The sequence below is a fragment of the Nonomuraea sp. NPDC049419 genome (assembly GCF_040676995.1).
Lineage (GTDB): Bacteria > Actinomycetota > Actinomycetes > Streptosporangiales > Streptosporangiaceae > Nonomuraea > Nonomuraea salmonea.
Map to the genome: position 1 here is coordinate 16,267 of NZ_JBFAQB010000011.1, position 13,390 is coordinate 29,656.

A 13,390-nucleotide genomic window follows, 5' to 3' on the forward strand; every position below is an offset into this window, starting at 1 on the left:
CAGACCATTTTCGTTCCGGACTATAAAACAATACCTTGCGGTCAGTCCGTAAGATCACTCGCGGAAAAATGCGTTCCACTTCCTATGGATATCCACCAAAGCTGTGGCTACCATCAAGCGGTGATGATCGACGCCAATGGAGGTAGTTGATGGGCCACATCAAGAAGTTAGCCGTTTCGGCGGCAGCGGCGGCCGGAATCGCCGCCGTGGCGGCTCTCGTGTCACCGGCTTCCCCTGCTCAGGCGGCGACCTGCAGCACTGACGCGCAGATCGGCACTCCCGGCGGCACCGGCTGGGCGTTGTGCAGCGGCACCGGAGTCACTCAGACGCGGGTCGTGCTCTTCTGCCAGAACAGCAGCGGCGGCTACACCACGCTGTACGGCCCATGGGTTGCCAATTCCGTCAAATCAAATGCGAAATGCAGCAGCACCTCGTGGCCGATCTCGGTCGGATATCAAACGCTCTGAGCCGCCGCGCGCCCAGGTGATTTCGGCTCAATGATCAACCGGCTGTTCCGGGGCTTCGCACCACTTCACTTTCTGGCCGCCGGTTGCCGTCCAGGTTCTTGCCCTTTTCGGCGAGCCGCCATGGCTCCATCAGTCACGTGCGCGACCGGTGCCCGGCCTGCGAGGGACGGGCACCGACGACGGAGTAGGTTCTCGTCTGTGACTGGTATTCGGCTTCTTGCCCTGGAGGACTTGCCTCTGTGTCAGCGGCTTGAGGGCGATCGGGGGTGGTCCACCGACGAGGCGAAGTGGCGGCTGATGTTCGAGGTGGGCGAGGTTTACGCCGTCGATGCGGCCGACGGTGACGGACTGGCGGGGTGCGTCGTGGTGACCCGCTACGGTGACTCGCTGGCCGGTGTCGGCATGATGCTGGTCGCCGACAGGTATGGCAGGCAGGGGCTGGGCACGCGGCTGATGGAGCACGCCCTGCAGATCGCCGGGGATCGGGTTGTGGAGTTGACCGCGACCCGGTTCGGACGTCCCGTTTATGAGCGGCTGGGCTTCCGGCCTGTTGGCAGCCTGACGATCACCATGGGTCCGATGCGGGGGACGGCGTGCTCGCCGCGAGTTCGCGTGGGGACACCGGAGGACCACGCCGCGCTGCTGAAGCTGGACGCGGAAGTCACCGGGGCCGACCGGAGCAAGACGCTGACCAGGTTGCTGGCCAGGGCCGAGCGGACGGTCGTCGCCGACGGCGGCTTCGCCGTGGCCTGGAACGCCGGCCCTCACCGTGTCATCGGCCCCGTCGTGTCGTCCTCGGAAGAAGCGGCTCGCGAGCTGATTCTGGCGGCCGCCCATGGCACCGACCGCGACGTGCGGATCGACCTGCTGGACGCCTACCCGGGCCTGCGCCCGTGGCTCACCAGGCTCGGGCCCGTCCAAGGCCCCGCGGCTCTGCCGACGATGGTCTACGGTGCCCATCGAGCCCCGGGCGACCGTGGGCGATACGTCGCGCCGATCCTCATCTCGATGGGCTGACCGGCCTTCGAACCAGCCCTCGCCTGGCGTCCCGTTCAGTCGCTCGACGGCGCCTCTTCGGCGCTGAGGGTGCGCAAGATGTCGACCAGTGTCGACAGTTGCTCGTCGGTGAGGGGCTTGAAGAGCTCTTCCGCCGCCTGTTCATAGCCGACTGTCCAGTCCTGCGCCAGTGCGGCTCCCTGCGCTGTCACGTGGAGGAGCACGGAGCGGCGGTCGTCCGCGCTGGCCTGGCGTTCGAGCAGTCCGTCGCGGACGAGCGCGTCGACCAGGGTGGAGGCGGTGCCCTGCGCGATGCCGACCGCGAGGGCGAGTTCGGTGAGGCGGACGGGCTGCGAACGCGCCACCTCCACCACCAGGCGGGACCTCGGCGTCGACACCCCGTGCTCGCCCAGGCGCTCGTTGAAGTGACGCACGAGAACCTTCGCCGTACGGCTGAACTCGTCGGCGACCTGTGCGGCGGTCACGCTCTTCTTCGCGTGCGGCATCGCCCACCTCCCCTTGACGCACCCATCGTACGAGAGGTTACATTGACGCCAATACATCGACGTCAAACTATTTGGGAGCGATGTATCCGCGTGATCGACCACGAGGAGTGGGAAGCATGAAGATCTTCATCACCGGCGGCAGCGGTTTCGTCGGCGGCGTCGTCGTCCATCGCCTCATCGCCGAAGGACATGACGTCTTGGCCCTCGCCCGATCGGAGTCGAGCGTTCAGCGTGTACGTGCGGCCGGAGCGGAGCCCGTTCCCGGCGATCTCACCGATCTCGGCCAGGCCGGCTCCACGGCGCCGAGCTGGGTCGACAGGCTGCGCGAGGCCGACGCGGTCGTGCACGTCGCGGCACACATGGAGTTCTGGGGGCCCGACTCGCTCTTCGAACGGGCCAACCTCGTGCCGACGGTCGCGCTGCACGCCGCGAGCGTCGCGGCCGGGGTGCGACGGTTCGTGCTCATCAGCGCCGCATCCGTCTCCACGGGGAGTCAACGTCGTCCCGTCGTCGACGAGTCGACGCCGGAGGGCCGGCCGAACGTCGCCTACAGCCGGGTCAAGCTGGCCACCGAACGCGCTCTTCTGCAGGCCCGCGCAGGGAACACCGAATTGGTGGTGCTCCGCCCGCCGTTCATCTGGGGCCGGGGAATGGCGACGATCACCGACATGGCCGAGGTCGCCCAGGCCGGACGGTTTGCCTGGATCGATCATGGCAGGCACATCGTCGACTTCGTGCACGTCGAGAACCTGGCCGGCGCCACGCTCCTCGCGCTCACGCGGGGCCGCCACGGTGGGGTCTATTACGTGACGGACGGTACGCCGATGCCCATCCGGGACTTTCTCACGCCCTTGCTGGAGACCCGCGGCGTGGACCTGTCCAAGAGCCGCAGCGTCCCCCTGGCGATGGCGGTGCCCGTCGCGGCGCTGATGGACCGTACGGCCCGCCTGCTCCGGCGCAAGTCGGCGCCCCCGCTGACGAACTGGCTCGTGAGCTTCACCGGCCGCGACCGTTCCTACGACATCACCGCCGCGCGGCGCGAGCTGGGCTACTCACCTGACATGACGCTGAAGAAGGGCCTGGCGGAGATGGGCTTCTCGTGAGTCCGTCCTGAGGGACTGTGGTCGACGAGGCGGGAGATCACGGGCAGGTGAACAGATCGCGCCGTGACCAGCTCCGCCACGCCATCCGGCTGCGTGCGGGTCGCAGGGTGCTCGTAGGACGCGTTGAGGAGGCTGGTCTCGTCTCCTCTTGTGACAGTGGGATAACGCTAACCCACCCACGGGCGATCTGGGGCCCCGGATTGTCGCACCTGTCCGGCATGATCACCTGCCATGAAACACGCACTCATCGCCACGGCGGCCCTCGCCGCGCTGACCCTGACCACCACCGCGACCCCCGTCCACGCGGCCCCGAAGGACCCGGTCAAAGCCCTGAAGGCGAAGATCGCGCCCGGCCACGGCGTACGGTTCACCGGCGGTGTCACCTGGACCGACGGCACGGACGAGCGGGGCGCCCGCGACATCAAGGGGGCCTTCCAGTTCGGCAAGAAGGACGTCACCGCCTTCGACATCGACCTGAAGGACGGCGACGAGCACCTGCGCGTCATCGGCATCGGCAAGTCCGGCTACTACTCCGGTGACGCGTTCGACGGCAACCTGCCCGAAGGCAAGACCTGGTACAAGTGGAAGAACCGCGGCATGCCCGACTCGTGGTCGCAGTTCATCAACCCCGCCGAGCCGAAGACGCTGGCCCGCTTACTCGGGAAGGGCACGGCCAAGGGCCGCACCGTCTCGGGCACCATCACCATCAAGGAGCTCAAGGCAGTCTCGGCCTGGGTGTCCGCGGCCGGCATCGGCAAGACGCACGACAACGTGCAGATCGCCTACACCCTCACCTTGTCCTCGGCCGGCCTGGTCAGCCGGGTGCGGTCCACGTACTCGCTGAAGGAGGGCTCGACGACCTACTCGAGCACCGTGGACACCAGCTACACGGGCTGGGGCGCCAAGGTCTCGATCAAGCACCCGGCCCCGTCCACCGTGACCACCAAGCTCACCTGACAGTCGGCGGGGTCGGCTCGCCGGCGGTGGACGGCGATCGCGTACGTGTCCATGCCCGCCTGGGCGCACAGGCCGTGACCTCGGCGTTAAACGCCGAGGTCACAGGGGTAGAGCTAGGCACCTCGGGGACATGCGGGGGCACCATGCGAGCGTTCGTGATGAAGGAGATCGGGCAGGTCGGCCTGATGGACAAAGACGTCCCGCGGCCAGGTCCGCTGGACGCCGTCGTCAAGACGACCACGGCGCTGATCTGCACGTCGGACTCCCACACCGTCAAGGGCGGCATCGGGCCGAGGGAGAACCTGACGCTCGGCCACGAAGGCGTCGGCGTGGTGCACGAGGTGGGCGACGAGGTGCGGACGTTCCGTCCCGGTGACCGGGTGCTGGTGGGCGCCATCACCCCCGACTGGGGCGACCTGGCCGCGCAGAACGGTCACCCGTCGCAGTCCGGCGGGCCGCTCGGCGGGTTCAAGTTCGCCAACTCCAAGGACGGCGTCTTCGCCGAGTACTTCCACGTGAACGAGGCCGACGCCAACCTGGCGAAGATCCCCGACGGCGTCCCCGACGAGATGGCGGTCTACTGCGCCGACATGCTCTCCACCGGGTTCATGGGCGCCGAGAACGGCGACATCCCCATCGGAGGGACGGTCGCCGTCCTCGCCCAGGGCCCGGTGGGGCTCATGGCCACCGCGGGCGCCAAGCTGCGCGGCGCCGGGCTGGTCATCGGCGTCGAATCCGTTCCCAGGCGGCAGAAGCTGGCCCGCTTCTACGGCGCCGACGAGATCGTCGACTTCACCACCGAGGACGTCGTCGAACGCATCCTCGACCTCACGCAGGGGCAGGGCGTCGACACCGCCATCGAGGCCCTCGGCGCGGACGCGACCTTCCAGACCGCCATCAAGATCACCAAACCGGGCGGGACGGTGTCCAACACCGGCTACTACGGCGAAGGCGACTTCGTACGGATCCCCCGCCTCGAGTGGGGCGTCGGCATGGCCGAAAAGACGATCACCACCGGCCTGTGCCCGGGCGGCCGGCTGCGCATGGAGCGCCTGCTGCGCATCCTGGAGGGCAAGCGGCTCGACCCGACCCAGATGACCACGCACACCTTCCGCTTCGACGAGATGGAGCGGGCGTTCGAGGTGGCGGACAAGAAACTCGACGACGTGGTGAAGGTGCTGATCACCTTCTCGTGACGGAAGCTCAGGAACGCCTCCTCGCAGACGTACGCCGCCACCCAAGGAGAAGGCCCAGGCATGCTCGACCTCGATCCACCCTTCCGCCCGGTGCGCCGCCACGACGGCTACCTGGCGCTGGAGGACTTCGGCCTCATCGGCGACGGCGCGACCGCGGCGCTGGTCGGCCTCGACGGATCCATCCTGTGGCTGTGCCTGCCCCGCTTCGACAGCGACCCGCTGCTGTGCGGCCTGCTGGATCACGAGCGCGGCGGCCACTTCACCGTGACGGTGGACGACCTGAGCGAAGCCAGGCAGTTCTACGAACCGGACACCGCGGTGCTGGTGACCGAGCTGCGCGGCCCCACCGGGCTCGTGCGCGTCACCGACGCGATGGCCGTACGCGCCGGCACCGACCTCAGCGACGACGCGGGCGGCGGCCGGTGCGAGCTGGTCAGGTCGGCGGTCGTCCTGGACGGGACCGTACGGCTGCGGGCGGAGCTGGAACCGCGCGGCGGCGCGCAGGCGCGGGCCCTGCACAGCGGCCTGGAGGTGCGCGTCACCCGGCGGCCCGACCTGCGGCTGCACCTGCGGTCCAACCGTGCGCTGACCGGCCTGCGCGCCGTGCACGACCTCCAGCAGGGCGACCGCCTCGACCTGGTGCTGTCCTGGGGCCGCATCCACCGTCATCACCGGTTCGACCCCGAGACGATGCTGCGGCAGACCGCCGAGGCGTGGCGGCGCTGGATGCGCACCTGTACCTATCACGGCCCGCAGGAAGCGCTGGTCCAGCGCTCGGTGATCACGCTGAAGCTGTGCGACGACTGGCACAACGGCTCGCTGGTCGCGGCGCCCACGTCCTCCTTGCCCGCGCCGATCGGTGGCGTCCGCAACTGGGACTACCGCTACACCTGGATCCGCGACGCCGCCTACGCCGTGTTCGCGCTGCGCCGCGTCGGATTCGGGGAGGAGGCGGACGCCTTCCTCGGCTGGGTGCTCGACGCCTTCGAGCGGAGCGGCCGGCCGCGCATCATGTACACCCTGCGCGGCGACCCCGTACCCGAGGAGGTCGTCGACGGAGAGCTGGAGGGCTACCGGCGTTCCGCCCCGGTCCAATGGGGCAACGGCGCCGCCGACCAGCGCCAGCACGACGTCTACGGCGAGGTGCTCGACTGCGCCGACCAGTGGCTGCGCTCCGGCCGCGAGTTTCAGCCGGCGTTGTGGTCCGGCCTGGCGGACCTGGCCGAATCGGCCGCGCACACGTGGCGGCAGCCCGATCAGGGCATCTGGGAGGTACGCAGCGAAGGTCGCGTCTTCACCTACTCCACCGGGATGTGCCAGGTGGCACTGGACCGGGCCGCGGCGATCGGCGAGCGGCTCGGCCTGTCCGGCCCGATCGACGCCTGGAGGAGCACCGCCGAGAAGTTGCGCCGCCTCATCCTGGAGCAGTCCTGGGACGAGAAGGCCGGATGCCTGAGCGAGCATCTGGACGGCGGCGGCTCCCTGGACGCCAGCCTGCTCGCGCTCCCGCTGCGCAAGGTCGTCCCCGCCGATCACCCGCGCATGGCGGCCACTACGGCGGCCATCGCCCGGCGGCTGTCCGCCGGCGACGGCCTGCTCTACCGATACCTGCACGAGGACTCGCCCGACGGCCTGCCCGGCGACGAGGGCGCCTTCCTGCTGTGCAGCTTCTGGCTCGTCGACAACCTGATCCTGCAGGGCCACCTCGAACAGGCCGAGGAGCTGTACGCCTCACTGTGCGCCCGCGCCAGCCCCGTCGGACTGCTGCCCGAGCAGATCGACCCGGCCACGGGCGCCTTCATGGGCAACTTCCCGCAGGCGTTCAGCCACATCGGGGTCATCGCCAGCGGCGTCAACCTCGCACGCGCGAAAGCAGGCGGCACGACATGATCAACAGGCTCGTCATCCTCGGCGCCACCGGCGACCTCAACGCCCGCTACCTGCTGCCGGCCCTGACCGCCCTGCGCGCGGCCGGGCACCTGCCCGACCGCTTCGAGCTGAGGTGCGCCGACCGGAAGGACTGGAGCGCGGAGGAGTTCCGCCGCTGGGCGTCCGACCAGCTCGATCTGCACGCCGCGCAGGAGCAGCGCGAGGCGGGCAACGCGATCGCCGGGCGCGCCGAGTACCGGCAGGCCGACGCCACCGACCCCGCCGCCCTCGCCGCGCTCCTCGCCGGTGACGGACCCGCCGCCGTCTACCTCGCCCTCCCGCCGGGGATCTTCCCCGCTACGGTGGCCGCCCTGCGCGACGCGGGCCTGCCACCGGGCAGCCCGATCGTGCTGGAGAAGCCGTTCGGCGAGGACCTGGCCGGCGCCGTGGCGCTGAACCGGCTGCTTGCGCAGGTCGTGCCGGAGCAGGCGGTGTTCCGCGTCGACCATTTCCTGGCCATGACGACCGTCCAGAACGTGCTCGGCAGCCGCCTGGCCAACCGGGTGCTGGAACCCCTCTGGAACAGCGCGCACATCGCCGAGGTCGAGATCGTCTGGGAGGAGTCCCTGGCGCTGGAGGGAAGAGCCGGCTACTACGACGGCGCGGGAGCGCTCAAGGACATGGTGCAGAACCATCTGCTCCAGGTGCTCTGCCTGGTGGCCATGGAGCCGCCGCTCAGCCTCGGGGAGCGCGACCTGCGCGATCGGAAGATCGACGTGCTGCGCTCGGTACGCCCGCTGACGGACGACGACGTCGTGCGCCGCACCCGCCGCGCCCGCTACGGGGCAGGCCGCATCGCCGATCGGGACGTCCCCGCCTATGCCGAGGAGGACGGCGTGGACGCGGGGCGCGGCACCGAGACCTTCGCCGAGGTGGTGCTGGAGCTCGACAGCTGGCGCTGGTCGGGGACGACCTTCCGGCTGCGTACCGGCAAGGCGCTCGGCCGGGACCGCAAGGAGGTCGCGGTCCGCTTCCGTCCCGTGCCTCACCTGCCCGCCGGCTTCGGCACGGAGGCCGAGCCCAACGTGCTGCGCTTCGGGCTGGAGCCGGAGGGCATGACGCTGGCGCTGACCGGCATCGGCGCCGGGAGCCACGTCCTCGCCCCGGTCACCCTGGCCGCGCGGCCGGCGCCTCCCGACCTGCCCGCCTACGGCCGGCTGCTGCTGGACGTGCTGTACGGGAACGCGGCCCTGTCCATCCGCGGGGACGAGGCAGAGGAGTCCTGGCGCGTCCTCGAACCGGTCATGTCGGCCTGGTCCAGGGACCTGGTGCCGCTCGTCGACTATCCGGCCGGATCGGACGGTCCCGCCGTGGTGAGGGGAAGCTGATGCCGCCGACGAAGCCGTCCCTGCGTAGCCGGCTCTGGTGGGACAACGCCGGCAATCCGGAGATGACCGCGCTGTATCTCGAACGTTTCCTCAACTTCGGCCTGACCGCGAAGGAGCTTCAGTCCGGCCGGCCGATCATCGGCATCGCCCAGACGGGCAGCGACCTCGTTCCCTGCAACCGCCACCACCTCGCCCTCGCCGACCGGGTCAGGGACGGCGTCCGCGACGGCGGCGGCATCCCGCTGGAGTTCCCCGTCCACCCGCTGCAGGAGACCGGCAAGCGCCCGACCGCCGCGCTGGATCGCAACCTCGCCTACCTCGGGCTGGTCGAGGTGCTGTACGGATATCCGCTCGACGGGGTCGTCCTGACGACGGGGTGTGACAAGACCACGCCCGCCTGCCTGATGGCGGCGGCCACGGTGAACATCCCGGCGATCGTGCTGTCCGGCGGGCCGATGCTCAACGGCTACCACCACGGCGAGCGGACCGGCGCCTCAGGCTCGGGGCTGGTGATCTGGCAGTCGAAGCGGCTGCTGGCCGCCGGGGAGATCGACCACGACGAGTTCATGGAGCGCGTGGCCGCCTCCGCGCCCAGCATCGGGCACTGCAACACCATGGGCACCGCGCTGTCGATGAACTGCCTCGCCGAGGCCTTGGGCATGTCACTGCCCGGCTGCGCGGCGATCCCGGCCCCTTATCGGCGCCGGGCGCAGGTGGCGTACGAGACGGGCCGCAGGGCGGTGGCCCTCGTCCAGGAGGACCTCACCCCGCGCAAGATCATGACCCTGGCGGCCTTCGAGAACGCGATCGCGGTCGCCTCGGCCATCGCCGCCTCGACGAACGCGCCGATCCACATCAACGCCATCGCGCGGCATGCCGGGGTGCCGCTGTCCATCCAGGACTGGCAGCGCGTCGGAGCCGACATCCCGGTGCTGGCGAACGTCGCCCCCGCCGGTGAGTTCCTCGGCGAGGACTTCTACCGCGCCGGAGGCGTGCCCGCCGTCATGTGGTCGCTGCTGACGGCCGGGCACCTGCACGGCGAGGCCATGACCGTCTCCGGCCGCACCGTGGCGGGCAACCTGGCCGAGGCGCCGCCGACCGACCCGACGGTCATCCGGCCCTGCGACGACCCCCTCGCCGCACGCGGCGGGCTGCTCGTCATGACGGGCAACCTGTTCGACTCCGCGGTCATGAAGACCTCCGTCCTCGCCGGCGACGCCCGCCCGGTGCGCGACTACCGCGCCGTCGTCTTCGACGGGCCGGAGGACTACCACGCCCGCATCGACGACCCCGGCCTGGGCCTGGACGAGGACTGCATCCTCGTCATCCGCTACACCGGGCCGATCGGCTACCCGGGATCGGCCGAAGTGGTGAACATGGAGGTGCCCGCCGCGCTGATCCAGCGCGGCGTCGCCACCCTGCCGACGCTCGGCGACGGCCGCCAGAGCGGCACCTCCGACGCGCCGTCCATCCTCAACGCCAGCCCCGAGGCCGCGGCCGGCGGCAACCTCGCCATCCTGCGCACCGGCGACCGCGTCCGGGTCGACCTGGACGGCGCGCGCGTCGACCTGCTTCTTCCCGACGAGGAGATCGCCGCGCGGTGGGCCGCCTACACGCCGCCGGCGCTCGACCACCAGACGCCGTGGCAGGAGATCTACCGCTCCACGGTCGGGCAGCTGGACGGCGGCGGCTGCATGGAGCTCGCGCTCGCCTACCAGGACCTCGTACACACCAAGGGAGTCCCGCGTGACTCGCACTGACGCCAGAGGCACGATCATGATCGCCGACTTCGACTTCGGCGACGTGGACATCGAGCGCCCGATCATCGAGGGCGCCGGGTTCGAGCTGCTCGCCGCCCAGTGCAAGAGCGAGGACGAGGTGATCGAAAGGGGCCGGGACGCCGACGGCGTCCTCACCCAGTACGCGCGGGTCGGCGCCAGTGCCATCGACGCGTTCACGCGTTGCCGGGTGATCGCCCGCTACGGCACCGGCGTGGACATCGTCGACGTCGACGCCGCGACCCGGCGGGGCATCCAGGTCACGAACGCGCCGAACGAGTGGTGCGCCGACGAGGTCGCCGACCACGCCGTCGCGCTCTGGCTGGCCGCCGCCCGCAGGATCTGCGTGTACGACCGGGCGACCCGGCAGGGCGAATGGCACTGGCGCAGCGCGCGGCCGATCTGGCGGCTGCGGGGACGGGTGCTCGGGCTGCTGTCCTTCGGCGCCATCGCCCAGCTGATCGCCGAACGCGCCAGAGCCTTCGGCGTCGAGGTGTGGGCGCACGACCCGTTCGTCGACGAGGCGGAGATCCGGTCCCGCCAGGCGCGGCCGGTGTCGTTCGACGAGCTCGTGGAGGGCTCCGACTACCTCGTGGTGCAGGCGCCGCTCACCCCGCAGACCCACCACCTCTTCGACCGTGCGACGCTGCGCAGGATGAAGCCGGCCGCCGTGCTCGTCAACACCGCGCGCGGCCCCATCGTGGAGGACGCGGCCCTGCACCAGGCGCTCACGGAGGGCTGGATCGCCGGCGCGGCCGTGGACGACCTGGAGGAGGAACCGGCGAAGCAGCGCGACTGGCGCCCGAGCAACCCGCTGTTCGCGCTGCCCAACGTGATCGTCACACCGCACGCCGCCTACTACTCCGAGCAGGCCATCACGATGGTGCGGCGCATCGCCGCGGAAGAGGCCGTACGGGTCCTGACCGGACAGAGCCCCCGCCATCCCGTCAACGACCCGACGTGATGGGCGAAGACGGCGGCTTCTAGGACAGAATGCTGGTGCGAGTCCCCCGAGAGAAGGAGCGCTCAAGCCGTGGCGGAGAAGCAAGGCCTGCCCATCATCGCCTTCCCCTCCCAGGAGGCGTTCGAGAAATGGCTGGAGGCCGAGTACGAGGGGTCGGCGGGGCTCTGGCTGCAGATCGCGAAGAAGGAGTCCGGCATCCCGTCCGTCACCTACGCCGAGGCGCTCGACGTGGCGCTCTGCTTCGGCTGGATCGACGGTCAGAAGGCCGCGTTCGACGACGAGCACTGGTTGCAGCGCTTCACGCCGCGCCAGGCCAGGAGCAAGTGGTCGAAGGTGAACCGCGGCCGGGCGGAGCAGCTGATCGCGGCGGGGAGGATGCGCCCGGCCGGCCTGGCCCAGATCGCGGCGGCGAAGGCCGACGGCCGGTGGGAGGCGGCGTACGCGGGCCAGAAGACCGCGACGGTGCCCGACGACCTGCAGGCGGCCCTGGACGCCGAACCGGCGGCGGCGCAGTTCTTCGCCACCCTCGACAGCAGAAACCGCTACTCGATCCTCTACCGCGTGAACGACGCCAAGAAGCCGGAGACCCGGGCGGCCCGGATCGAGAAGTTCGTCGCGATGCTACGGGAGAACCAGAAGATCCATCCCTGAGCGTTCGTGAGAGCGGCGGCGGACCGTGCCGGATCCGCCGCCGCCGCACGCTTGAGCTCTTCCCCGCCGAGCAGCAAGGGAGGGACAGTCAAGGTCGTCAGCCGCGCTTGGCGGGGTCCCAGCCGTGGCCCCAGCCGCCCTGGACCATGGTCTGGAAGGCCCAGCCGTCCTCGGTGCGCACCAGCAGGTCGGCGTAGTGCATCTGGTGGTCCTGGCCGTCGATCGTCATCGTGGCCTCGGTCTCCACGACGGCCAGGTTCGGGCTGAGGAAGCGCGGGGTGCGGGTCGAGCGCAGGTCGAGGCCGGCGGTGCCGCCGCCCATGGACTGCCGCATCGCCTCGATGTACTCGGCCCGCGTCCACTGCCGGACCGCCGCGTGGCCGTCCGGCACGTCGGTGACCACGTTCATCGGGAAGACCGCCAGGTCGGCCAGCTGCTCGATCGCGCCCTGCTCGGCCAGCGCGTCATAGGTGGCGAACCATTCCTCGATGCTCTTCAGTTCCTCGGTGGTGGGCTGGTACATAGGGGTCCTCCTCTATAAGCCGTACGTCGTACCGTACAGCATACGGGATCAGAACGCACGCTCGCGATGGATGTGCTGGGGGAGCAGGTCCATGAAGGCGTAGAGGGCCCGGGTCGGCTTGCGGCGGGCTGAGCGGATCACGCTGAGGGTCCAGGACAGCTCCGTCTCCAGAGGCAGCGCCCGTACGCCGGGGCCCGCGGGGAACGCCTCGGGCAGGAGCGCGACGCCGAGGCCGTGGGCGACGTACTCGGGGATGGTGGTGACGTCGGAGACCTCGACCGTCACCTGGCGGCTCAGCTCGGCGCGGGCGAAGGCCTCGTCCACCACCTCCCGCTGGCCGAAGCCCAGCGGCATGTCGATGAACGGCTCCCCGGCGACGTCGGCGAGGCCCACGGCCGAACGCCCGGCGAGCGGGTGGCCCTCGGGGACGAGCAGGCGCAGGTCGTACTTCTTGATCGGGGTGACGTGCAGGTGCTCGTCGCGGAGGTGGCGGCCGACGAAGGCCACGTCCATGCGGCTGTCCTTGATCTGCTCGGCCAGCCCGGCGGTGCCGCGCTGCGACATGGCGAGGCGGAGCCGCACCCCCGGATGCCTGCGGTGGAAGTCGCCGGCCAGGGCGGGGACGTCCACGATGGTCATGCTGGTGAGCATGCCGACGGTGAGGCTGCCGCGCAGGCCGGCGGAGACCGGCTCGACGGCGGCGCGGGCCCGGTCGAGCGCCTCCAGGGCGGCCCGGGCCTCGGGGAGGAACGCCGAGCCAGCCTCCGTGAGCTGCACCGATCGCGTCGAGCGGGTCACCAATTCGACCCGCAGCTCGCTCTCCAGCGCCTTGAGGCCCGCCGACAGCGTCGACTGGGTGACGTGGAGGCGCTGGGCGGCGCGGGTGAAGTTCATCTCCTCCGCGACCGCGATGAAGTACTCCAGCCTGCGCTGGTCCATGCACGCCCTCCATCAATCGAAAACACCGATAACGGCATCGAGATTCTTCGTTG

General features: G+C 70.3%; 13 protein-coding genes. 10 read left to right on the top strand and 3 right to left on the bottom strand.

Going from position 1 to position 13,390, the window contains the following annotated elements; genetic code table 11:
- Positions 1 to 149: 149 nt before the first annotated feature.
- Together AB0K12_RS28505 and AB0K12_RS28510 are read left to right on the top strand one after the other, a co-directional pair.
- A complete protein-coding gene (locus AB0K12_RS28505; RefSeq protein WP_364567589.1) occupies positions 150 to 467 on the top strand; it encodes a hypothetical protein in 318 nt (105 codons plus the stop codon).
- Positions 468 to 698: 231 nt separating this feature from the next.
- Positions 699 to 1,484: a GNAT family N-acetyltransferase gene (locus AB0K12_RS28510; RefSeq protein WP_364567592.1), complete on the top strand. Its 786-nt coding sequence runs from the start codon at positions 699 to 701 to the stop codon at positions 1,482 to 1,484.
- A gap of 35 nt (positions 1,485 to 1,519) precedes the next feature.
- Here the strand turns inward: AB0K12_RS28510 and AB0K12_RS28515 are convergent, their stop codons facing one another.
- Positions 1,520 to 1,969 carry a MarR family transcriptional regulator gene (locus AB0K12_RS28515; protein WP_364567595.1) on the bottom strand — a complete coding sequence of 150 codons (450 nt, stop codon included), beginning with the start codon at positions 1,967 to 1,969 and terminating at the stop codon, positions 1,520 to 1,522.
- Positions 1,970 to 2,085: 116 nt separating this feature from the next.
- On the opposite strand from AB0K12_RS28515, the gene AB0K12_RS28520 reads away from it, so the two are divergent.
- The 8 genes from AB0K12_RS28520 (at position 2,086) to AB0K12_RS28555 (ending at position 11,875) form a co-directional block, all read left to right on the top strand.
- Positions 2,086 to 3,072 carry an NAD-dependent epimerase/dehydratase family protein gene (locus tag AB0K12_RS28520; RefSeq protein ID WP_364567598.1) on the top strand — a complete coding sequence of 329 codons (987 nt, stop codon included), beginning with the start codon at positions 2,086 to 2,088 and terminating at the stop codon, positions 3,070 to 3,072.
- A gap of 231 nt (positions 3,073 to 3,303) precedes the next feature.
- Complete coding sequence (locus AB0K12_RS28525; RefSeq protein ID WP_364567601.1) at positions 3,304 to 4,029, top strand: hypothetical protein; 726 nt, start codon at positions 3,304 to 3,306, stop codon at positions 4,027 to 4,029.
- Between the two features lie 143 nt (positions 4,030 to 4,172).
- A complete protein-coding gene (locus tag AB0K12_RS28530; protein WP_364567604.1) occupies positions 4,173 to 5,225 on the top strand; it encodes an NAD(P)-dependent alcohol dehydrogenase in 1,053 nt (350 codons plus the stop codon).
- A 60-nt stretch (positions 5,226 to 5,285) separates the two neighbouring features.
- Entirely contained in the window at positions 5,286 to 7,115 is a 1,830-nt protein-coding gene (locus AB0K12_RS28535) for a glycoside hydrolase family 15 protein (protein ID WP_364567607.1), read from the top strand.
- Positions 7,112 to 8,482: a glucose-6-phosphate dehydrogenase gene (locus AB0K12_RS28540; RefSeq protein WP_364567610.1), complete on the top strand. Its 1,371-nt coding sequence runs from the start codon at positions 7,112 to 7,114 to the stop codon at positions 8,480 to 8,482. The genes AB0K12_RS28535 and AB0K12_RS28540 overlap by 4 nt, the downstream gene beginning before the upstream one ends.
- Positions 8,482 to 10,242, top strand: a complete 1,761-nt coding sequence (locus AB0K12_RS28545; RefSeq protein ID WP_364567613.1) for an IlvD/Edd family dehydratase — start codon at positions 8,482 to 8,484, stop codon at positions 10,240 to 10,242. The genes AB0K12_RS28540 and AB0K12_RS28545 overlap by 1 nt, the downstream gene beginning before the upstream one ends.
- Positions 10,229 to 11,224: a C-terminal binding protein gene (locus AB0K12_RS28550; protein ID WP_364567616.1), complete on the top strand. Its 996-nt coding sequence runs from the start codon at positions 10,229 to 10,231 to the stop codon at positions 11,222 to 11,224. The genes AB0K12_RS28545 and AB0K12_RS28550 overlap by 14 nt, the downstream gene beginning before the upstream one ends.
- 69 nt (positions 11,225 to 11,293) lie before the next feature.
- Complete coding sequence (locus tag AB0K12_RS28555; protein ID WP_364567618.1) at positions 11,294 to 11,875, top strand: YdeI/OmpD-associated family protein; 582 nt, start codon at positions 11,294 to 11,296, stop codon at positions 11,873 to 11,875.
- Positions 11,876 to 11,972: 97 nt separating this feature from the next.
- Here AB0K12_RS28555 and AB0K12_RS28560 read toward each other — a convergent pair whose 3' ends face one another.
- Positions 11,973 to 12,398 (bottom strand): nuclear transport factor 2 family protein, encoded by a 426-nt coding sequence (locus tag AB0K12_RS28560; protein ID WP_364567621.1) that lies wholly within the window; start codon positions 12,396 to 12,398, stop codon positions 11,973 to 11,975.
- Between the two features lie 48 nt (positions 12,399 to 12,446).
- Entirely contained in the window at positions 12,447 to 13,337 is an 891-nt protein-coding gene (locus AB0K12_RS28565) for a LysR substrate-binding domain-containing protein (protein ID WP_364567624.1), read from the bottom strand.
- Positions 13,338 to 13,390: the final 53 nt, after the last annotated feature.